Source organism: Amycolatopsis sp. FU40 (genome assembly GCF_021903635.1).
GTDB classification, from domain to species: domain Bacteria; phylum Actinomycetota; class Actinomycetes; order Mycobacteriales; family Pseudonocardiaceae; genus Amycolatopsis; species Amycolatopsis dendrobii.
In genome coordinates this window covers 6,990,077-7,010,166 of record NZ_CP091381.1, presented here as the reverse complement: position 1 = coordinate 7,010,166, position 20,090 = coordinate 6,990,077, and the positions used below count along the sequence as shown (strand labels likewise).

Below are 20,090 nucleotides of genomic sequence, written 5' to 3'. Positions count from 1 at the left end.
CACGAGCCGCGCGTTGTCTGGAAAGCTGGACCTCATGCGCGTCGCGCTGCTTGGCCCGCTGCGAGCGGAGGGGGAGGACGGCACGCCGATCGACATCGGCGGAGCCCGCCTTCGCATGCTCCTTTCCCGGCTCGCGCTCGACGCGGGCCGCGCGGTTCCCGCCGAAGCGCTGATCGACGGACTGTGGGGCGCGGAACCTCCTGCGGACGCCGCCAATGCGCTCCAGTCGCTGGTCTCGCGGCTGCGTCGGGTGCTGCGCCCCGCGGGTGCCGAGCTGGAGTCGGTCAACGGCGGTTACCGGCTCGCGGTGCCGCCGGAAGCGGTGGATCTCCACCGGTTCGAGCAGTTGTCCGCCGAAGGGCGCCGTGAACTTGCCGCTGGCCGGGACGGCACTGCCGCCGAATCGCTCGCCGCCGCACTCGCGTTGTGGCGCGGACCGGCGCTCGCGGATGTGCTGGACGCGCCGTTCGCCGCCGCGCCCGCGACGTTGCTGGAAGAGCGGCGCACGGAGACCACTGAGGACTGGTTCGAAGCCGAACTGCGGCTGGGCCGGCACGCGGACGTGCTCGCGGAACTCACCGCCGCCGCGCAGGCGCATCCGCTGCGGGAACGGTTGGCCGGCTTGCGAATCCGTGCGCTTTCCGCCGCTGGACGGCAGGCCGACGCGCTCGCCGCGTACTCCGCGATCCGAACGACGCTGGCGGACGAACTGGGCGTGGACCCGTCGGCGGAACTGCAGGAAGTGCATCTGCGTGCCCTGCGCGGCGAGTACACGCCGGTCGCCGCGGTGGTCGACCGGTTGCCGCAGCGGCTGACCAGCTTCATCGGTCGCACTGACGAACTGAAGCTGCTGGCCGAACTGCTCGAAGGATCCCGGCTGGTCACGCTCGTCGGCCCGGGCGGGGCCGGCAAGACGCGGCTCGCGACGGAAGCGGCTTCGCGGCATCCGGCGCGCTCGCGCGGTTTGGTGTGGTTCGTGCCGCTGGCCGGCGTGCGGGATGCGGAAGACGTGCTGGCCGCGCTGCTGAACGCGTTGGAGGTCCGCGACCTTCGGACCACGGAGACCGACGCGCGGCGTCGGCAGGTCGATCCGTTCGAACACGCGGTGGAGACGCTCGGCGGCACGGAAGCGTTGCTGGTGCTGGACAACTGCGAACACCTCGTGGACACCGCCGCGGAGCTGGCCGAGAATTTGCTGCGTCGGCTGCCGGCGTTGCGGGTGCTCGCGACGAGCCGGGAGCCGTTGGCGATCACTGGGGAAGCGTTGTGCCCGCTCGGTCCGCTGCCGGTGCCGGACGAGGCCGCGCCGCCCTCGGACGTCGGCACCCTCGATTCCGTCCGGCTGTTCCTCGATCGCGCGATGGCGGTACGTCCGGGATTCCGGCTCGACGAGTCCACAGTGGACGCAGTACGGCAGATCTGCCGACGGCTCGACGGAATGCCGCTGGCGCTCGAACTGGCCGCCGCGCGACTGCGGTCGATGACCGCCGAACAGATCGCCGAACGCCTCGACGACCGGTTCCGCTTGCTCACCTCCGGCAGCCGGACGGCGTTGCCGCGCCAGCGCACGCTGCGCGCGGTGGTGGAGTGGAGCTGGGATCTGCTGAGTGACGCGGAGGTCCGGCTCGCGCGCAGGCTCGCGGTGTTCGCGGCGAGTTTTTCCGAGGAGGCGGTGGAAAACGTCTGCTCGGACGACGAACTGCCCGCGGAAGAGATCGTGTACGTACTGGGTTCACTGGTGGAGAAGTCCATTGTGGACGTAGTGGGCATGCGTTACCGCCTGCTGGAAACTCTTCGCGCCTACGCGACCGAGCGGCTTGTCGAGTCCGGCGAACAGGATCGGATGCGGGCGGCGATGGTCGCCTATTACACGGAATTGGCCGACCGCAACGAACCGCTGCTGCGCGGACGGGACCAGCTCCAGGCGATCGACGTGTACGAGCACGAAAGCGATAACTTCACCGCTGCGCTGCGGGCGGCGATCGAGTCGGACTCCGCGGGTTCGGCGGCCCGGCTGTTGTTCGGATTGTTCTGGTATCTCAATATCGTCGGCCAGAACGAGCGGGGCGCGCTGTTCGTGGACGAGGTGCTCGAACTGAGCGGAGAGCTGCCGCCGGACATGGCGGCGAGCCTGCGGTTGATCCAGGTGCTGATGCGGGTCATGGCCGGTCCGCACGAGAAGGTGGACGTTCCCGAACTGATCGAGGACTGCGTGCGGACCGGTGCGGTGGAACGGAATCCGTGGCTGTGGGTGGGGTTGCCGATAATCGCCTACCTCAACGGCGAACGCGACCTGGCGAAGCGCGAGATCCGCCGGGCCGTCGAACGGGACGACGTCTGGGGCCGCGCCGCCGGACACTGGGCGGAGAGTTTCGTCCTCGGCGACATGGGCGACCTCGAAGGAGCGGACCGGGCGCGAGAGCTTGCGCACCAAGGCTTTGCCGAGGTCGGCGACCGCTGGGGTCTCGGCATGACACACGGTTTCCGAGCCGCGGCGCTGTCGCAGTCCGGTGACCACGAAGCGGCGATCGCCGCGTACACCGAGGGCCTGCGGCTGGTGATGGAGCTGCGGTCAAAGGACGACATCGTGCAGCAGTGGTGGCGGCTGGCGGTGGAACGCTCGCGGGCTGGCGACCAAGAGGGTGCGTGGCGGGACATGGAGGCCGCGGAACGCTACGCGGCTTCCGGCGGCAACAGCGGATTGCGCCTCATCGTGTTGCTCGGCCGTGCTGAGCTGCTGATCCGCGAGCACAACGTCGCCGAGGCCCGCGAGGTGTTCCGGGAAATGAAGTCGGCGCGCGCGGATTGGCCTGCGCCGGAAGGTTTCGAGGCGGAATGGCTTGGCACCATGGAGGCCGGGTTGCTGCTCGCCGAAGGCCGTCCGGATGATGCGGAACCAGCGGTGTTCGCGGTCATCGAGCAGGCGGCCGGACGATTCGACATGCCGGACCTGGCGGGCGTGGTCGAACTGCTGGCGCGGATCCGGTACCAGCAGGGGCGGCTGGAGTCGTCCGCGCGGCTGCTCGCGCTGAGCGCGGTGGTGCGCGGACGGTTCGACTTGGGAAGCCCGGAGGTCCGGGAGCTCATCGAGAACCTGACCAGCGAGCTGGGCGTGGAACGGTACGAGGCGCTCGTGGCCGAAACCTCGCAGCTGGACCGGGCGGAGGCGATCGAGGCGGTCCAGGCGGAACGCTCGCCTGTTCTCGACGATAACTAACGTCGAGGAGTTGGAACACGCGGTCAGCCTGGGTTCCCGCGGCGCGATGCGGTACGGCCGCACCGGCGACAAACTGGCCGACGCCCCGGAGTTCGACGACCTCTCGGAACCGCCGCATGCCTTCGCGTCCCCCTGCACTTCGGCCCCCAAGCACCGGTGCGGGCGCGGGCAGCGGAACGGTCAGCGAACGCTGGCTGCGTTGGACGGCGGAGGTGGTCGGGACCGGGCGGATGCTCTATTCGAGCGACTATCCCTGCACCTTCCGCACCCGGCCCGGCGGTTTTCCTTACCTGGACACGAGCGGCGGTGTCGCGCGGTCGTTTCCGGAGAAGGCACCGTTCAACGAGGAAGAGAAGGCAGCCATCGGGTCTGGCAATGGGGAGTGGTTGACCGGCCATCTCGCGGTCAACAAGGCGGGATGAAGGCTGCGCGATAACCTGCGGCGCCCACAGAGCGCGAAGGAGTTCCGGCGTGTGGTCAGCAGCTCACCAAGCAGTCGAACTTGAAGACCTGCCTCGCTTGCGGGACATTCTCGACGCCGGTCATGACGTCGAGGACGACAGCGGGGACGGCTGGACGCTGCTGCGGCACGCCATCGACGCCGAAGTCGACAACCACATTCAAAGCGGCAAGCCATTGCACGTTGACGTCACCGCTTTCCTTCTCGCCCGCGGAGCCGACCCGCTCCGTCGCCACCAGGGCCTGTCGGTCCTTGCGGAGGCGCAGGAGCGAGGCCATTGGCTGGCTGTCGACGTCATGCGCGGCTTTATCAGCCGAAATCGGCAGCCATGGACCCCGCCAAAACAAAAGTGAGTGCCTGTGCCCGGCTGTGGAACCCGGACACAGACACTCACCACAGCGTCCCCACCCCCGTGCAGGACGCCCTCAGACCCGCTTGCGGTAGGCCCACGTCGCGAGCGGGAAGAACACCACGACCGCACCGGCCATCCACGCCAGTGCGCCCAGCAGAGAGCCGCCGTAGGCGACGCCGCCGTTGAGCAGGCCGCGCATCACGTCGGACATCAGGCTCACCGGGCTGATGTCCGCCCACGCCTTGAGCCAGCCCGGCATCGTGGCCGTCGGAAGGAACACGTTGCTGCCGAATGTCAGCGGCATGATGAAGACGAACATCAGGCCCTGTGCCGCGCCAGGGGATTTCATCAGCATCCCGACGAACACCGAACCCCAGCAGAAGCACAGGCCGAACGCGACCGCCAGCAGGATCGCGAGGACGAACTCCCCGGGACCGGTCTGCACGCGGAAGCCCATCACGGTCGCCACGGTCAGCAGCACCGCCAGGCACACCACATACCGCACGAGGTCCGCCAGCACCGCGCCCACCAAGGGGGCCGAGCGGGCGATCGGCATGGAGCGGAAGCGGTCGAAGACGCCCTTGGTGATGTCGGTGTTGAGCTGCGTGCCGACCGTCAGCGACGCCTGCAGCACGTTCATCACGATCAGGCCGGGCACGAACGACTGCAGGTAGTTCTCGATCGAACCGCCCAGCGCGTTGCCGAACAGGTAGGTGAACATCAGCAGGAAGATGATCGGCATCAGCGTGACGTCGGCCAGCTGTTCCGGATTCTTGCGGATCTTCAGGATTCCCCGCCAGGCAAGCGAAAACGCGTGCTTCGTGCCCTGGATCGGGCTGATGTGCCGGGGCGGGGCCGCCACGGCGGTTGCGGTGGTCACGACCGGCTCCCTTCGAGTTCGCGCTCCGGCTTCGGGTCTTCGGCGCCATGCCCGGTCAGGGCCAGGAACACCTCGTCGAGGCTGGGCAGCCGCAGCGCCAGTTCGTCGGAGGTGATGCCCGCCGAATCGAGCCGGCGCACCAGCGTGGACAGCAGCACCGGGTCGGACACCGGTGCGGTCAGCAGTCCGGTCGCGTCGTCGCGGACCGGGCGGACGCCGGTGAGTTCGGCCAGGATGCGGTCGACCTCGTCGAGGTCGCGCAGCGACGTCGGCCGCACCTGCAGCGTCTGCCCGCCGACGCGCCGCTTCAGCTCGTCGGCGCGGCCGTCGGCGACCACGTGGCCGTGGTCGAACACGGTGATCCGGTCGGCCAGCTGGTCGGCCTCCTCCAGGTACTGCGTCGTGAGCAGCACCGTCGCCCCGTCGGCGACGAGGCTGCGGACGACCCGCCACACCTCGTTGCGCGCGTGCGGGTCGAGTCCGGTGGTCGGCTCGTCCAGGTACAGCACGGCGGGACGGCCGACGAGGCTCGCCGCCAGGTCGAGCCTGCGCCGCATGCCGCCGGAATACGTCCGGATCGGCCGCTTGGCGGCGTCGGTCAGCTCGAACCGCTCCAGCAGTTCGGCTGCCCGCGCTCGGGCGTCGGCCCGGGACAGATTCAGCAGCTTCCCGATCAGCACCAGGTTCTCGGTGCCGCTCAGGTCCTCGTCCACCGACGCGTACTGCCCGGTGAGCCCGATCAGCCCGCGCACCCGGACCGGGTCGCGGACCACGTCGTAACCCCCGACCGTGGCGTGTCCCGCGTCCGGTCTCAGCAGGGTGGCCAGGATGCGGACCGCGGTTGTCTTGCCCGCGCCGTTCGGCCCGAGCACCCCGACCACCTTCCCGAACGGGACCTCGAGGTCCACCCCGTCCAGCGCCTTCGTCTCCCCGTAGTGCTTGACCAGGCCCTCGGCCTGGATCGCGTGCGACATGATGCCTCCTCCTGTGTCGCTCCAGCACACAGTGGATCCAGGCGCTGGCAAGCCGCGCACACGGCGCTGACACGGACCTGTCAGTGCCTGCCCGGCATACTCTTCGATCATGGTGATGGAGGCGCGGACGCGAACCCGGCTGGTCACGGGTCTGCTCGTGCTGGTCGGACTGCCGTTGCTGACGGTGGCTCTGCTGCGCACGATCGGCTGGGACGGCAGCAGCTGGTACCTGACCGCGCTGCTGGCGCTGACGCCGTACGTCGTGGTCTACGGCGTGCTGCTCGCCGCACTCGCGCTGGTGCTGCGGCGCTGGTGGGCCGGTGGCGTCGCGCTCGCGTTGTCGGCGCTGCTGGCGGTGTACGTCGCGCCGCGGGTGATGTCCGACGACCAGCCGGCGGCGAACGGGAAGACGGTGCGGGTGCTGGCGGCCAACCTCTACCTCGGCCAGGCCGATCCGGCGGCGCTCGTGCGGCTGGTCCGGGAACAGCGGGTCGACGTGCTGAACCTGCTGGAGATGACGCCTGCCGCGATGTCCGGACTGGAGAAAGCCGGGCTTTTCCAGACGCTGCCGTACCGGGTCATGCACCCGGCGTCCGGGGTGGACGGTTCCGGCATCGTGTCGCGGTATCCGCTCACCGAAGAGGACTACACCGGCGATTCGGCCCAGAAACAACCCGGCGCGGCGGCCGACCTCGGCGGCGGGACGACGTTGGAGATCGTTGCCGCGCATCCGCGTTCGCCGGATTCCGGGTACTACCAGTGGGAACAGGAGATGCGGGACCTGTCGCGCGCGATCGGCGAGCACGGCCTGCGCGTGGTGGCAGGCGATTTCAACGCGACTCTCGACCACGCGGCCCTGCGGACGGTGCTGTCCCGCGGATACGTCGACGCGGCGGAGGCACGCGGCGACGGCCTCGTCCCGACCTGGTCGACGTCGGCGGTTCCGCTCGTGCCGCTGGACCACGTGCTGGTGGACCGCCGGGTCGCGATCCGGGACTACCAGGTGCTCGATGTGCCCGGAAGCGATCACCGGGCGGTTTACGCGGAGGTGCAACTGCCATGACGACCTTGCGGCCAAGCAACGGGGAGGTCGAATACCCGCGGCTGCTGGAGATCTGGCGCAGCGCAGTCGAGGCGACGCACCATTTCCTGGCGCCGGCGGACGTCGAGTACTACGCCACGCGCGTCCCGCTCTACTTCCCGGAAGTGGACCTGACCGTGGCGGAGGTCGACGGAATCGCGGCGGGTTTCTCCGGGATCGCCGAAGGAAAGCTGGAAATGCTGTTCGTGCACGACGATTTCCGCGGTCGCGGGGTCGGGTCGGCGTTGCTGCGTGCGGCGCTGGACCGGTTCCCGGGGCTCACGCTGGATGTGAACGAACAGAACCCGCAGGCGGTCGGTTTCTATCTGCACCACGGGTTTGAGGTCGTGGGCAGGCAGGAGACCGATTCGGACGGTCGTCCGTTCCCGTTGCTGGCGCTCAAGCGAGCTTGATCAGCGTCTCCAGCGCTCCGGCGGGGATCGAAATCCCGCGTCCGTGCCGGATCCGCGGCTCGCGCGGGTTGATCCGGATCAGTGCGCCCGTTGCCGCGCTGGCGAGTTCGGAATACCGCCGTACGGTCGGAACCGCTTGTCCGGCACCGATTTCGACCACCACCGCGCCGCGATGCGCGCGTCGCCAAGCCGCCAGTTCGTCCAGCTGTTCCTGACTGCGGTCCGGAACCCAGTCGAAATCCCCGAACATCAGGATGTTGGGCCGGGCCAGGCTGCCGCACCGCGGACACGACGGCAACGGCGGCCGGGCGCGCATGGTCGCCTCGTCCAGGTCGACCGCCAGGTCCGCGGCCGACCAGATCTCCCGCGAGCACCCGGCCAGGCACTGCAGGTGGTGGATCGACCCGTGCGCCTCGGCGACGTGCCGGAATCCCGCCGCCTGGAACTGTCCGTCCACATTGGACGTGAAAACCCGCACGCCGCCAGGTTTCGCCAGTCCCCATTCGAGCAGCAGGCCGAACCCGCGGTGCGGCACCGTTTTCCGGTACAGGTCGAGCCGGTGCCCGTAGAAACCCCAGGCCAGTTCCGGGTCCGAGGCGAAATGCCGCGGGTCGGCCAGCTCCTCGAACCGCAGCCCGAGCCCGGCGTACGGCGGATACGCCCGCCAAAACCCTTCCCCGCCACGGAAATCGGGCAGGCCGGAGTCGACGCCCATCCCGGCGCCGGCGCACACGAGCAGCGCGCCGGCGTCCGAGATCAGCTCGGCGGCGCGGGCGAGTTCGTCACTCACCCGGCTTCGATGCCTGCACGACCTCGAATTCCAGCAGGTTCGCGCCGGTCGACACCGGGTTCTTGCGCTCGCCCGCGTGCGCCTCGCGCGCCGGACCGCCCGCCCAGGCCTGGTAGTGCTCCTCGGTTTCCCACTTCGTGTACACGAAGTAGCGCGTCTCGCCCGCGATCGGGCGGAGCAGCTCGAAGCCGAGGAACCCCTCCTGGTTGTCGACGGAGTGCAGCCGCGCGGCGAAGCGCTTCTCCAGCTCCGGGCCGGCGCCTTCGGGGACCTCGATTGCGTTGATCTTGACCACTGCCATGCCCCCAGCGTACTTACGGCTGGCCTGGTTTCGCGGTTCGTGCCACTCTGCTCACATGGGGGACGACGAAGTCTTTAGCACCGAATTGGCCCGCAACCTGCAGCTCCTCGTGAAAGCCGCGGCCGAGTCGGCCGGTTCGGGCGGTTCGAACGAGCTGATCGACCGCGTCACCGGGCACCTCGGCGTGCCGCTCGCGCAGGCGCTGGTGGTCACCCACAGCTTCGAGAACTGGGAGCACGCCACCATCCAGGCCGGGGTCGACGCGTACCTCGCCGAGCACGGGATCGGCACCGACTGGTTCGGCATCGCGGGCGGTCTGCGCGGGCACGAAGACCTGGTCGGCATGCTGGTCACGGCCAAGCAGCACGGCCACTACGAACTGGGCGCGGTGGACTACGCGACGGTCGCGGTCGGACCGGACGAGGCGGCGGACGTCGTCCAGCTCGGGCTGGTCGGCACGGTCGCGCCGGACGGTTCGCCGGTGCTGGTCGGCGTGCGCGGCTCGGCCCCGCAGTACGGCCAGATGAACTGCCGCCTCGAGGTGATCGCCGAGGACCGGCGGGCGGCCACCGAGACCCGCGACCGCATTGAAGCGCTGATGACCGACCACGACGTGCTGCGCGGCCAGGTGATCGCCTTCGGGCTGAGCGAGCACCGCAACAACGAGCTGGTCACCTTCCTGCCGCGGCCGGAGCTGCGCAAGGAGGACGTGGTGCTGCCGGCGGGCGTTCTCGAAGCGGTCGAACGGCACACTTTCGGCATCGCGGAACACGGCGCGCGCCTCGCCGAGGCGGGTCAGCATCTGAAGCGCGGCCTGTTGCTGCATGGTCCGCCGGGCACCGGGAAAACGCACACCGTGCGGTACCTGATGGGCCAGCTCCCGGACTGCACGGTCGTGATCCTGACCGGTGCCGCGATGCGGTTCATCTCGCAAGCCGCTTCGCTGGCGCGCCGGCTGCAGCCGAGCGTCATGGTGCTGGAGGACGTCGACCTGATCGCCGAGGACCGCGACCTCGCGCACGGCCCGACGCCGCTGCTGTTCAGCCTGCTCGACGCGATGGACGGCGTCGGCGGCGACGCGGATGTCACCTTCCTGCTCACCACCAACCGGGCGAGCAGCCTGGAGAAAGCGCTGGCCGACCGGCCCGGCCGCGTCGACTTGGCGGTGGAGGTGCCGCTGCCGGACGCCGCGGGACGGGAAGCGCTGCTGCGGCTGTATTCGCGGGACCTGGAGCTGACGGCCGACCTGACGCCAGTCGTCGAGGCGACGGAAGGCGTCACGGCGTCGTTCATGAAGGAACTGCTTCGCCGGGCGTCGCTGCGCGCGCTGGCGCTCCGACCCGATGAACCCGTGCGGGTCGGCGACCCGGAACTGGGCGCGGCCCTAGCCGAGATGAACGACTCTCGCAGCAGTCTGACCAGGTCGTTGCTCGGCAGTCAGGGCCGCAACGCGCCTGGGTAAAGGTCGGTGTCCGACGGCAGTTTCGACCCGTGGAACCAGTCGTTGAGGAATCCGCTCACATCGCGTCCGGCGACCTTCGACACGAGCTTCTCGAAGTCCGCCCACGTCGCGTTGCCGTTGCGATGCTGGCCGACCCATTCGTGCAGCACCTTCTCGAACCCCGGCTCGCCCAGTTCCCGGCGCAGCGCGTGCACGGCGAGGATGCCCTTGTCGTACGCGCCTTCGAACAGGTGCTCCGGCCCCATGTCGACGAGCTTCTGGCCCCAGAAGTCCGTGCTGCCCTTGGTGATCTCGACGGCCGCGCGGTAGCGGTCGTCCAGGTTCTGGCCCTCGCGTTCGCCCCACATCCACTGCGCGTACGACGCGAAGCACTCGTTGAGGCAGATGTCCGCCCACGAGTTGAGCGACACCGAATCGCCGAACCACTGGTGCGCGTTCTCGTGCACCAAAGTCAGGATTTCCGCCCATTTCGCATAAGTGGGACGGGTCTGCGTTTCCAGGGAGAAGTGGATGTCCTCGTCGAGGTAGATCCCGCCGGCCGCGCTCTGCGGGTATTTGCCGAACTTGCTCTCCAGGAACGAGATCACTTCCGGCAGCCGGTCGCCGGTGGCCTCGCGCGCTTCGGCTCCCGGCGCGTAGCCGGAAACGATCGGCGTGCCGTCCGGGAGCGTGGACCGCTGCACGGTGAACTTGTCGATCGCGATCGTGGTCAGGTAGCTGGCCACCGGATTCGGATCCGCCCACGTCGTGGTGGTTTTGCCGTCCTTGGCGCTGGTGCCCTGCTCCCGGCCGTTGGACATGACCGTCCAGCCGGTGGGCACGTGCGCGGTCAGCGTGAAGGTCGCTTTGTCGCGCGGGGTTTCGTTGACCGGGTACCAGAACGACGCCGAATGCGGCTCGCCGACCAGGTACGCGCCGCCGTCCTCGGAGCGGGCCCAGCCGTTCTCCGATCCGCCGTCGTGCGGGGTTTTCGCCGGAACACCCGAATAGCGCACGCGCGTCCGGAACGTCGAACCCGAGCGCAGCGGTTCGGCCGGAGTCACGACCAGCTTGTTCTTCTCCCGGCTGTACTTCGCCGGTTTCCCGTCGATCTCCACTCCCGAGACGTCCAGCCCGCGCAGGTCGAGATCGAAGCGGCTGAGGTCTTGGGTGGCTTTCGCGGAGACCGTGGTGTCGCCGTCGAGCCGGCCGCTCGGCGGGTCGTAGCTGACGTCGACGTGGTAGTCGAGCGCGTCGTACCCGCCGTTGCCGTCGTCGGGGAAATACGGGTCGCCCGCGCTGCTCGCACCTGGCTTCGGATGCATCGGCGGCAGTGGAGCGGCGGGTTCGGCAGGGCTGCACGCGGACAGCGCAAGCACGCCGGCGAGGGCGAGGACGGCGGACTGGCGGCTGCGCATTCCTTCACCCTAGGGGCAGATTTGTGATGAGGTAGCCGGGAAAACCCGGGAGGATTAATGCGACCAGGCCTGATCGACTTCGGCGGCGACGAACGCTCTGGCGTGTCGATCATGCTGTTGCACGGGCTGATGGGCCGCGCTCGCACGTGGTGGCCGGTCGCGCAATGGCTCAAGCGATACGGCCGGGTGCGCGCCCTCGACGCCCGCGGGCACGGCCGGGCGCCGCACATCGGGCCGTGGACCACCGAGCAGTTCGCCGAGGACGTCGCGGACGTGCTCGCCGACGTCGGTCCGTCCGTGCTGATCGGGCATTCGATGGGCGGACTGCACGCGTGGGCCACCGCGGCGAAGCATCCGGAGCTGGTGCGCGCGGTCGTCAGCGAGGATTTCGCGCCGGACCAGCGCGGACGCACCGTCGAGACTTGGCGCGGCTACTTCGAGAGCTGGCCGGTGCCGTTCGAATCGCTGGCTCACGTGCGCGAGTTCTTCGGAGCTGCGGGCGACTACTTCACCGAATGCGTCGAGGAACGCGAGGACGGCTATCACCTGATCGCCGACCTGGAGAACCTGTACGAGATCGCCGCCGAATGGGGTCGCGGGAACTACTGGTCCATTGTGGACGGCATCCGCTGTCCGCTGCTGCTGGTCGAGGGCGAGCACACCGCGATGCCCGCCGGTCAGCAAGCCGAGGTCGCGGCGCGGGTGCCGGGCGCGAAGCACCTGGTCGTGCCCGGTTCGGCGCATGTGCCGCACGCCGAGGCGCCGGAGACCTATCGCGGCGCGGTGGAGGCGTTCCTGTCCGGCCTGTGACGCCCCACGCGTGCCGCCCTCGCTGGCACACGTGAGGCGTCCCCGGTCAGCGGGCCAGCTCGGTGCGCCACGCGGCGGTCGAGCGGTCCGCCGGCACGATCAGCGGCCAGACGTCCGAGCCGAGGTAGCCGGATTCGTCGCTGGCCCGGGCCGCGGTGCAACTGTCGCGGGAAAGCCCGTGCTCAGCGGCCAGCGCGGACACGGCGGCCGCGGTCGCCTTGCCGAACACGCCGTCGGTGGGCACGCCGAACCCGGCGGCGCGCAGGAATCGCTGTGCGGTCATCACCCGCGGGCCGGTGTCACCCGGTTTGAGCAGCGGCCATTCCGGAGCGTCGAGCCGCGCGACGGACAGGCCGAGCTGCTGGCCGACCGCCTTCCGCAGCTCCGGGAGCCGGTCGTAGAGCACCTGGCCGCAGCATTCGGTCGAGTTGAAATCGCGGTGGCCCTTGATGAACTCGGGCGTGATGCCGTAAAGGTGTGCGATGTAGGCGATCAACTGCACGAGCGAGTTCCACAGCGCGACCGGAACGTCGACCGTGCTGTAGAGGCCCTCGTTCTCGATGCCGATGCATTCGCTGTTGTGGTTGGCGACGTTCGCGCCCTGAACGTGCTGCGTCCCGCCGCGGAGGATTTCGAGGCTGCGGTGCCGTCCCTCGGTGACGAAGCCGCCGCGGCTGTTCGTGAACTGCTGGCCGGTGTCGATCCAGCCGCGGGTGTCCATGTGGAAGTTCTGGATGTCCCGCGAGATCTGCAGCGCGTGCGCCAGCGAGTAGTCGGTGTTGTTGCCCGGATCGACGGTGTGGTGCACCACGATGTACGTCGGCTTGTGGTTCTCCACCACGATCGCGCCTGACGGCGGCCGGGCGTTCCACTCGGCCGTCGAATGGATGACCGGAGTGGTCGCCGCCGCCGCGGATTTCGCCCCTGCGCAGCCCAAAGCGCCCACGGCAGTGACGGTGAGGCCGCCCTTCAAGACGGCACGACGCGTTGCTTCCCCCATGCGGAACTCCTCAGCCCGGAAGTGCGACTGGGGAAAGCTAACCCGGCACCCCGGAGGGGACAACTTTTTGCCGACTTTCGTCGTAGTGCGTCAGTGTTCCCCGGGAAGCGCGAAGAGCCCGTCGCGGGTTTGCTCCAGCAGACCGTCCACGAGCAGCGAATCCAGGCACCGGTCGCGCTGCCCGGCTTCGTGCCACACCAGGTCCAGCCGCGCCTTCTCGACCGGTCCCTCGGCACCGCGCAGGACGTCCAGAAGCAGCCCGCGGACCTGCCGGTCGGTCCCGGCGAACTTCTGCACCGGCTTGGCCGGGCCGGCGTACTCGGGACGGCCGTTGTGCTGCCAGGCGCATTCGGCGTAAATCGGGCAGTCCGCGCACTTCGGCGACCGGGCGGTGCAAATCAGCGCGCCCAGCTCCATCAGCGCTGCGGAAAGCTTCGCCGCGGGCGCGTCCTCGGCCGGAAGCAGCGCCTCGACGTCCGCCATGTCGCGGGTATTCGACGCCGGGCCCGCGTCGCCCGCGCCATGAACGGCACGCGCGACGACCCGTCGGACGTTCGTGTCCACCACCGGCGCACGCTTGCCATACGCGAACGCCGCGACCGCGCGCGCCGTGTACGCGCCGATGCCGGGCAACGCGAGCAATGTGTCCACATCGGACGGCACGACGTCGCCGTGTTCCTGAGCGATGACGGTGGCGGCGGCGTGCAGCCGAAGCGCGCGACGCGGGTAGCCGAGCTTGCCCCACGCGCGCACGACTTCGCCGGTGGTCTCCGCGGCCAGCGCCGAGGGCACCGGCCAGCGGGCCATCCACTCCAGCCAGATCGGCTGGACGCGCGAGACCGGCGTCTGCTGCAGCATGATTTCGCTGACCAGCACGCCCCACGCCGAGCAGTCCGGTTCCCGCCAGGGCAGGTCCCGGCCGACGTCGGCGAACCACTCGATCAGAACATCGGTGTCTACTGCCACCCCGCCATTGAATACGACGGTTCTTACTTGACCTCGGTCAGGCTCCCGGCCTTCACGTCGTAGACGAATCCGCGCACGTTGTCGTTGTGCAGGAGGAAGTCGCTGCGCCGGGCGCGCTCCACCGAGGTGCGCACGCTGTCCTCGACCTTGCGGAACGCCTCGACCGCCCAGGTCGGCCGCAGTCCGGTCGCCGACTCCAGTTCGTCCTTGAACTCGTCCTCGGTGACCGTGGAGAGGCCGCAGTCGGTGTGCTGGACGATCAGCACCTCTCGAGTGCCGAGCTTGCGCTGGCTGAGCGCGAGCGAACGGATCATGTCGTCGGTCACCACGCCGCCCGCGTTGCGCAGCACGTGCGCCTCGCCCTGCAGCAGGCCGAAGATCTCGAACACCCGGATCCGGGCGTCCATGCAGGTCAGAATCGACACTTGCAGCGACGGCTTGGGGGAGGACCGGTCGCCGGGGACGATGTTCCCGATTTCCTGATTACGCTTGAGCAGCACGTCGATGGAGGTCATGGGGCACCTTTCGGCCTGCGCTTCCCCGCGGGAGCGGGGCGGTTCCGTCCATGGAACCGGGCCGGGGGCGCGCGCACAATGCGGTGGGCCGGAAATCACGGCAAAGGCTGGGGTGACTTGTGAGTGGCAATCACGGTTCTAACCGTGATTGCCACTCACGACCTCAGCCGCCGAACCAGGGCTCCTCGACCGTCCGCGGCGGCGCCGACGTGCGGCCGACCCGCAGTTCGGTCGGCAGCGTGATGACCTTGGGCCCGACCCGCTCGGCCGAGCTGAGCAGCAGCCGTCCGGCGACCTTGCCCTTCTCCAGCACCGGCTGGTGCACCGTCGTGAGCCCGGAGCGCTCCGCCTCGGCGATGCCGTCGAAACCGGTCACCGTGAGGTCGAGCGGCACCCGCAGCCCGCGTCGCGCCGCTTCGGCCAGCGCACCGAGCGCGAGGATGTCCGACGTGCAGACCAGGGCGGTGACCTGCGGATACGCGTCCAGCAGCTGACGTGCGGCGGAGGCGCCGTCGTCCACCGTGTGGTCGAAGCGCTCGACCACCGGCACGGTCGCCCAGTCGACGCCAGCCGAGGAGAACGCCGTCGCCAGTGCCTCCAGCCGGGTGCGCTGCACGTGGAAGTGCGCGCCGCTCTGCCGTTCGGACGTCACGAAGTCGTCGTTGCGCTCGCGGCCGAGCCGCATGCAGAGGACGCCGATCTGCCGGTGGCCGAGCGCCACCAAGTGGTCGGCGAGCTGTGTGACGGCGGCCGCGTCGTCCGGGCCGACGCGGTCGACGCCCTCGATGCGGGGCTGGTCGATGATCACCGTCGGCACGGGCCGTTCCAGGACGGCCGCGAGATGCGGATCGTCGTCCGGCACGGAGTACACGACGAACCCGTCCACACCCGCGCGGTGCACCGCGGCGAGGTCCTCGCGACCGGGGCTGGCCGGCACGAGATGCAGGCCGACGCCCGCGTCTTCGCAGGCCAGCGCGAGTCCTTCGAGCACGCCGACGGCGGCCGGGTCGCGAAAGGCGTAGGACAGGTTCTCGGTGAGCAGCAGTCCGACCGCGCCCGCCTTCCGGGTGCGCAGCGAGCGCGCGACCGGGTCGGGTCCGGGGTAGCCGAGCCGCCGCGCGGTCTCGAGCACCCTGCGGCGCAGTTCGGGGGAGAGCTGATCCGGGCGGTTGTAGGCGTTGGACACGGTGGTCCTGGACACCCCGAGTTCCGCCGCGAGCGACGCCAATGTCGCCTGCCTCCGGGTGCGAATAGGACGGCCCATCCGCAAACCGTAACGGTTCAGATCGTTTTCCAGAAGCGACACCCCTGTGGTGAGCGTCTCGATCCTCTCGGTGATCAAGAGCGGGTGTGGCCACCCGGTGGAGTGAGGCTCGCCGTTCGGATGGGGTAAAGTGAATCTGACAACGGTTTCCATTAGCAGTTCGACCCAGGAGTGCCCGATGACTTCCCGCCGCACCACGAGCGTCCTCGCCGCCGCGTCGGCTTTGGCTGTGTTCGCGCTCGGCGCGTGCTCCAGCACGTCGTCCTCGTCCGGTTCCGGGGCGGGAGGGGGAACGGGCGACCAGGTGAAGGTCGTCGCGTCCACCGATGTCTGGGGCAGCGTCGCGTCCGCCGTCGGGGGTGACAAAGTGCAGGTCACGTCGATCATTCACGATCCCTCCGCCGACCCGCACTCGTACGAGTCCACCGCCGACGACGCGCTCGCGGCCAAGAAGGCGCAGCTGACGCTGGCCAACGGCGGCGGGTACGACGAGTTCTTCACCAAGCTGTCGGGCGAGGCGGCCTCGGCGAAGAAACTGGTCGCCTACGACATCGCCAAGCCGGGCGAGGAGAACGAGCACGTCTGGTACGACCTGCCCGGTGTCGCGAAGGTCGCCGACCAGGTCGCCGCCGCGCTCGGCGAGATCCAGCCCGCGTCGAAGCAGAAGTTCGACGAAAACGCCAAGTCCTTCAAGAGCCAGCTCGACGGCCTGATCAAGAAGGCGTCCGCGCTGGGCGCCGCGCACCCGGACACGAAGGTCGTCGTCACCGAACCGGTCGCGCACTACCTGCTGAAGACCGCGAACATCGGCGACGCCACCCCGAAGGCCTTCTCCGACGCGATCGAGAACGAGACCGACGTGCCCGCCGCGGCGGTCTCCGAGTTCACCAAGCTGATCAAGGAGAAGCAGGTGAAGGCGCTGGTCAACAACGTGCAGACGGTCACCCCGCTGACCAAGCAGGCAGTCGCCGACGCGAAGGCGTCCGGGGTCGTGGTGGTCGACGTATCCGAGACGCTCCCGGCGAACGTCACGGGCTACATTGACTGGATGACCAAGGATGTGGACTCGCTGTCGGGGGCTCTGAACAGCTGATGTCCGTCCAGCTTCGGGAAGCCGGCCCCGCGGTCCGCGTGCGCGGGGCCGGGCTCGCCTTCGGCGACCGCACCCTCTGGTCCGGTTTGGACTTGGACGTCGAGCCGGGCGAATTCCTGGCCGTCCTCGGCCCGAACGGTTCCGGCAAGAGCAGCTTCCTCAAGGCGCTGCTGGGCATGCAGTCGCTGTCGGCGGGCACGGTGGAAATCGCGGGCGGGCGTCCGGGAGGGGCGAACCGCAAGGTCGGCTACATCCCGCAGCAGCGCGCGATCGACGATTCGCTCACGCTGCGCGGCGTCGACCTGGTCGGCCTCGGTTTGGACGGGCACCGCTGGGGTCCGGGTCTCGCCGGAATGGGCGCCCGGAAACGCCGGGTGGCGTCGGTAATCGAATCCGTCGGCGGCACGCGCTACGCGAAACAGCCGGTCGGCCGGCTCTCCGGCGGCGAGCAGCAACGACTGCGGGTGGCGCAGGCGCTGGTCGGCGACCCGACGGTGCTGCTGTGCGACGAACCGCTGCTGTCGCTCGACCTGGCGCACCAGCACGCGGTCAGCGAACTGATCGACGCGCGCCGCCGCGAAGCCGGGACCGCCGTGCTGTTCGTGACGCACGAGATCAATCCGGTCCTGCAGTTCGTCGACCGCGTGCTGTACCTGGTGAACGGCCAGTTCCGGATCGGCAAGCCGGACGAGGTGATGACCTCGGAGACGCTGTCGGATCTGTACGGAACGAAGATCGAGGTGCTGCGCGTCGGCGGGCAGATTCACATCGCCGGTGCGCAGAGCGCGCTGTGCGAGGACGAACCGCATCACCACGAGCAGGAAGCAGTGGGCTGAGCCTTGGACGGCATGTTCGACTTCGCCAAGACGTGGGAGCTGATCGCGGAACTGGACAGCGTCCGCATCGCTCTGATCGCGGCCGCGGTGCTCGGCTTGCTGGCCGGAGTGCTCGGCCCGCTGATCGTGATGCGCCGCATGTCCTTCGCGGTGCACGGCACGTCCGAACTGGCCTTCACCGGCGCGGCGGGAGCATTGTTGCTGGGCGTCGGCGTGGAATACGGCGCACTGGCCGGTGCCGTCGCTGCCGCGCTGCTGCTGGGAATCCTGGGAATCCGCGACGCCGACCGCGATTCGGTGATCGGGGTGATCCTGTCCTTCGGGCTGGGCATGGGCGTCCTGCTGCTGTCGTTCTACAAAGGACGGTCCGCGAATAAGTTCGGGATTCTCACCGGCCAGATCATCACCGTGGACAGCACGAACCTGACCGCGTTGGTCATTTCCGCCGCCGCGGTGCTGGCAGTGCTGGCACTGATCTACCGCCCGCTGCTGTTCGCCAGCGTCGATCGCGCGGTGGCCGAGGCGCGCGGCGTCCCGGTCAAGACGCTGACGGTGCTGTTCTCCTTGCTGGTCGGCGTCGCGACGGCGCTGAGCGTGCAGGTGGTCGGGTCACTGCTCGTGGTCGCTTTGATGGTGACCCCCGCCGCGGCAGCTGCCCGGGTGACGGCGAGCCCGTTGCGCGCGACGGTGTTGTCCGTGGTGTTCGCGGAGGTCGCCGCACTGGGCGGGATCGTGCTGTCGCTCGCGCCGGGGTTGCCGGTGAGCGCGTTCGTGACTTCGATTTCGTTCTTGATCTACCTGGTGTGCCGGGTGATCGCGTGGGTCCGCGACCGTCGGCGCGGGGTGCGGACGAGCCCGGTGGAAGCGGCCCCGGTCCCGGTCGGCTAGCCGTAGCCGTGCCCGGCCTTGAAGAAGCGGTTACCGGATCGGGTGCTGCGCCAGTGCCGTCTTCACCGCCGAAATGAACCCCTCGTCGGTAAAGGGCACCAACCCGCCCGAAACATTCCGCTCCACCGCCTGCAACACGACCACGTGCGAGTTCACGAACTGGTCCACCGCCTGCGACTGCGGCGTCTTGTCCGTCGAATACGCCAAATACGTGAGATTCGTGAACGCCGCCTCCAGATACCGCGAAGACGCGAGGCTGAACGAGTCCCCGTAGACCAGGGTCGGCTGGTCGATCGTGCCGACGATCGGCGCGGCCGAGCGGTGCACCGGCTGGTCGATGCTGCCGACGAATTCTCCCGCGCGGTCGGTGACGCCGTCCGGGCGCAGGTTGTAGCGGGTGTTCGTCTTGACGCCGGTTTGGCCGAGCAGCAGCGGCAGGTCCGCGACGGCGTCGTACTGGCCGTCCGGGGCGCTCAGCCAGCTGTTCGTCGCGCCCGGCTTGATCGTGTCGGCGAGTGCGCGGGTCAGGACGAGGCCGCCTTCGTCGCGCCAGTGCGTGTCGTTGGGGGCGTAGATCGGGTGGCCGACCTTGGCCGCTTCGGCCGCCAGCTGCGGGCGCAGGTCGAGCGAGTGGCCTTCGGTGGTGATCTTGTACCAGTCGTTCGGCGAGGCGGCCTGCGAACATTCCTTGCCCGGATAACTCGCGGGGAGGAACTGCGGCACCATCGTCGTCTTGTCCGGCGTCACCACGAACACGAACTTCCGCCCGGACGCCTCGACCGCCGAGCGCAGTTCGTCGATCCGCTTCATCGTGGTGTCGATGTCCTGGGCCGGCGTGCATTTCGCCTCGGAGTCGTAGCCGTAGTACAGCCAGCCGTCGGTGCCTTGGACGACCTTGCGGTATCCGGCCTGGCTGGAGCCCGGCCCGCTCGGCAGCGACGGGCCGGTGTTCGGCGTGCCCGGCTGCTGCAGCGGCGGCGCCGGGATCGGGCCGTTGTTCGACGCGGAACCCTGGTCGAGCGGTGCGGCCTCGCCGAAGACGCCCTCGCTGATCCCGTTCGCCGCGTTGATCGCACCAGCCCGGAACGACAGCTGGTCGGTCGCCCATTTGGGGAGGTTGGTGAAGAACCCGAACCCTTCGCCGAGGCTGGGAAATCCGGCGAGCTTGTGGTTTTCGATCTCGCTCGGCCGGACCCCGACGACCCACAGCATGGTCGGCGTGACGAAGAACAACAGGGCGCTGACCAGCGCGGTCAGCTGCCGTTTGCCGTGCCGCGGGCGATGCAGCGCGTGCTCGCGGGGCAGGTAGGCCTCGTGGACTGCGGGCAGCTGCGGTGGCTCGGACACGTCACTGAGGTTAGTCAGTTCGAGTGAGCCTGGCGCGAACAACC

20 protein-coding genes are annotated in these 20,090 nt (G+C 69.1%); 10 read left to right on the top strand and 10 right to left on the bottom strand.

Annotated elements, in window-relative coordinates; genetic code table 11:
• Positions 1-34 precede the first annotated feature (34 nt).
• The 3 genes from L3Q65_RS32930 (at position 35) to L3Q65_RS32920 (ending at position 4,030) form a co-directional block, all read left to right on the top strand.
• Positions 35-3,217: a BTAD domain-containing putative transcriptional regulator gene (locus tag L3Q65_RS32930; protein ID WP_237597478.1), complete on the top strand. Its 3,183-nt coding sequence runs from the start codon at positions 35-37 to the stop codon at positions 3,215-3,217.
• A gap of 230 nt (positions 3,218-3,447) precedes the next feature.
• Positions 3,448-3,639 carry a hypothetical protein gene (locus tag L3Q65_RS32925; protein WP_237597477.1) on the top strand — a complete coding sequence of 64 codons (192 nt, stop codon included), beginning with the start codon at positions 3,448-3,450 and terminating at the stop codon, positions 3,637-3,639.
• Between the two features lie 49 nt (positions 3,640-3,688).
• Entirely contained in the window at positions 3,689-4,030 is a 342-nt protein-coding gene (locus L3Q65_RS32920; protein WP_182895774.1) for an ankyrin repeat domain-containing protein, read from the top strand.
• Positions 4,031-4,102: 72 nt separating this feature from the next.
• On the opposite strand, the gene L3Q65_RS32915 is transcribed toward L3Q65_RS32920, so the two are convergent.
• Positions 4,103-4,909 (bottom strand): ABC transporter permease, encoded by an 807-nt coding sequence (locus L3Q65_RS32915; RefSeq protein WP_182895773.1) that lies wholly within the window; start codon positions 4,907-4,909, stop codon positions 4,103-4,105.
• Positions 4,906-5,883 carry an ATP-binding cassette domain-containing protein gene (locus L3Q65_RS32910; RefSeq protein WP_182895772.1) on the bottom strand — a complete coding sequence of 326 codons (978 nt, stop codon included), beginning with the start codon at positions 5,881-5,883 and terminating at the stop codon, positions 4,906-4,908. The genes L3Q65_RS32915 and L3Q65_RS32910 overlap by 4 nt, the downstream gene beginning before the upstream one ends.
• A gap of 109 nt (positions 5,884-5,992) precedes the next feature.
• Between L3Q65_RS32910 and L3Q65_RS32905 the strand changes: the two genes are divergently transcribed.
• Positions 5,993-6,946, top strand: coding sequence for an endonuclease/exonuclease/phosphatase family protein (locus L3Q65_RS32905; RefSeq protein ID WP_237597476.1), 954 nt, complete (start codon positions 5,993-5,995; stop codon positions 6,944-6,946).
• Positions 6,943-7,377 (top strand): GNAT family N-acetyltransferase, encoded by a 435-nt coding sequence (locus L3Q65_RS32900; RefSeq protein ID WP_237597475.1) that lies wholly within the window; start codon positions 6,943-6,945, stop codon positions 7,375-7,377. The genes L3Q65_RS32905 and L3Q65_RS32900 overlap by 4 nt, the downstream gene beginning before the upstream one ends.
• Here L3Q65_RS32900 and L3Q65_RS32895 read toward each other — a convergent pair.
• Positions 7,364-8,167 (bottom strand): Sir2 family NAD-dependent protein deacetylase, encoded by an 804-nt coding sequence (locus L3Q65_RS32895; protein ID WP_182895769.1) that lies wholly within the window; start codon positions 8,165-8,167, stop codon positions 7,364-7,366. The genes L3Q65_RS32900 and L3Q65_RS32895 overlap by 14 nt on opposite strands.
• The gene (locus L3Q65_RS32890) at positions 8,160-8,468 is read right to left on the bottom strand and encodes an antibiotic biosynthesis monooxygenase (RefSeq protein WP_067576852.1); all 309 of its coding nucleotides are present in this window, start codon (positions 8,466-8,468) and stop codon (positions 8,160-8,162) included. Before L3Q65_RS32890 ends, L3Q65_RS32895 begins: the two co-directional genes overlap by 8 nt.
• A gap of 55 nt (positions 8,469-8,523) precedes the next feature.
• Here L3Q65_RS32890 and L3Q65_RS32885 point away from each other — a divergent pair, with 55 nt between their 5' ends.
• Complete coding sequence (locus L3Q65_RS32885) at positions 8,524-9,930, top strand: AAA family ATPase (RefSeq protein ID WP_182895768.1); 1,407 nt, start codon at positions 8,524-8,526, stop codon at positions 9,928-9,930.
• Here the strand turns inward: L3Q65_RS32885 and L3Q65_RS32880 are convergent.
• Complete coding sequence (locus L3Q65_RS32880) at positions 9,906-11,327, bottom strand: M1 family metallopeptidase (RefSeq protein ID WP_182895767.1); 1,422 nt, start codon at positions 11,325-11,327, stop codon at positions 9,906-9,908. The two genes, L3Q65_RS32885 and L3Q65_RS32880, sit on opposite strands and share 25 nt — an antisense overlap.
• A gap of 57 nt (positions 11,328-11,384) precedes the next feature.
• Here L3Q65_RS32880 and L3Q65_RS32875 point away from each other — a divergent pair, with 57 nt between their 5' ends.
• Complete coding sequence (locus L3Q65_RS32875; protein WP_237597474.1) at positions 11,385-12,137, top strand: alpha/beta fold hydrolase; 753 nt, start codon at positions 11,385-11,387, stop codon at positions 12,135-12,137.
• 46 nt (positions 12,138-12,183) lie between these two features.
• Here the strand turns inward: L3Q65_RS32875 and L3Q65_RS32870 are convergent, their stop codons facing one another.
• From L3Q65_RS32870 to L3Q65_RS32855, 4 genes are all read right to left on the bottom strand, one after another.
• The gene (locus L3Q65_RS32870; protein WP_182895765.1) at positions 12,184-13,137 is read right to left on the bottom strand and encodes a peptidoglycan recognition family protein; all 954 of its coding nucleotides are present in this window, start codon (positions 13,135-13,137) and stop codon (positions 12,184-12,186) included.
• A gap of 90 nt (positions 13,138-13,227) precedes the next feature.
• Positions 13,228-14,103, bottom strand: coding sequence for an A/G-specific adenine glycosylase (locus L3Q65_RS32865; RefSeq protein WP_237597473.1), 876 nt, complete (start codon positions 14,101-14,103; stop codon positions 13,228-13,230).
• A gap of 23 nt (positions 14,104-14,126) precedes the next feature.
• Positions 14,127-14,618, bottom strand: a complete 492-nt coding sequence (locus L3Q65_RS32860) for a carbonic anhydrase (RefSeq protein ID WP_182895763.1) — start codon at positions 14,616-14,618, stop codon at positions 14,127-14,129.
• A 163-nt stretch (positions 14,619-14,781) separates the two neighbouring features.
• Positions 14,782-15,882: a LacI family DNA-binding transcriptional regulator gene (locus L3Q65_RS32855; protein ID WP_037809317.1), complete on the bottom strand. Its 1,101-nt coding sequence runs from the start codon at positions 15,880-15,882 to the stop codon at positions 14,782-14,784.
• A 178-nt stretch (positions 15,883-16,060) separates the two neighbouring features.
• Here L3Q65_RS32855 and L3Q65_RS32850 point away from each other — a divergent pair, with 178 nt between their 5' ends.
• From L3Q65_RS32850 to L3Q65_RS32840, 3 genes are read left to right on the top strand one after another with little or no spacing between them, the layout of a single operon-like run.
• Positions 16,061-16,975 (top strand): metal ABC transporter solute-binding protein, Zn/Mn family, encoded by a 915-nt coding sequence (locus tag L3Q65_RS32850; protein WP_237597472.1) that lies wholly within the window; start codon positions 16,061-16,063, stop codon positions 16,973-16,975.
• Positions 16,975-17,811, top strand: a complete 837-nt coding sequence (locus tag L3Q65_RS32845; protein WP_237597471.1) for a metal ABC transporter ATP-binding protein — start codon at positions 16,975-16,977, stop codon at positions 17,809-17,811. The genes L3Q65_RS32850 and L3Q65_RS32845 overlap by 1 nt, the downstream gene beginning before the upstream one ends.
• 3 nt (positions 17,812-17,814) lie before the next feature.
• Positions 17,815-18,699: a metal ABC transporter permease gene (locus tag L3Q65_RS32840; protein ID WP_182895760.1), complete on the top strand. Its 885-nt coding sequence runs from the start codon at positions 17,815-17,817 to the stop codon at positions 18,697-18,699.
• Positions 18,700-18,729: 30 nt separating this feature from the next.
• Here L3Q65_RS32840 and L3Q65_RS32835 read toward each other — a convergent pair whose 3' ends face one another.
• Positions 18,730-20,046, bottom strand: coding sequence for a hypothetical protein (locus L3Q65_RS32835; protein WP_182895759.1), 1,317 nt, complete (start codon positions 20,044-20,046; stop codon positions 18,730-18,732).
• Positions 20,047-20,090 lie beyond the last annotated feature (44 nt).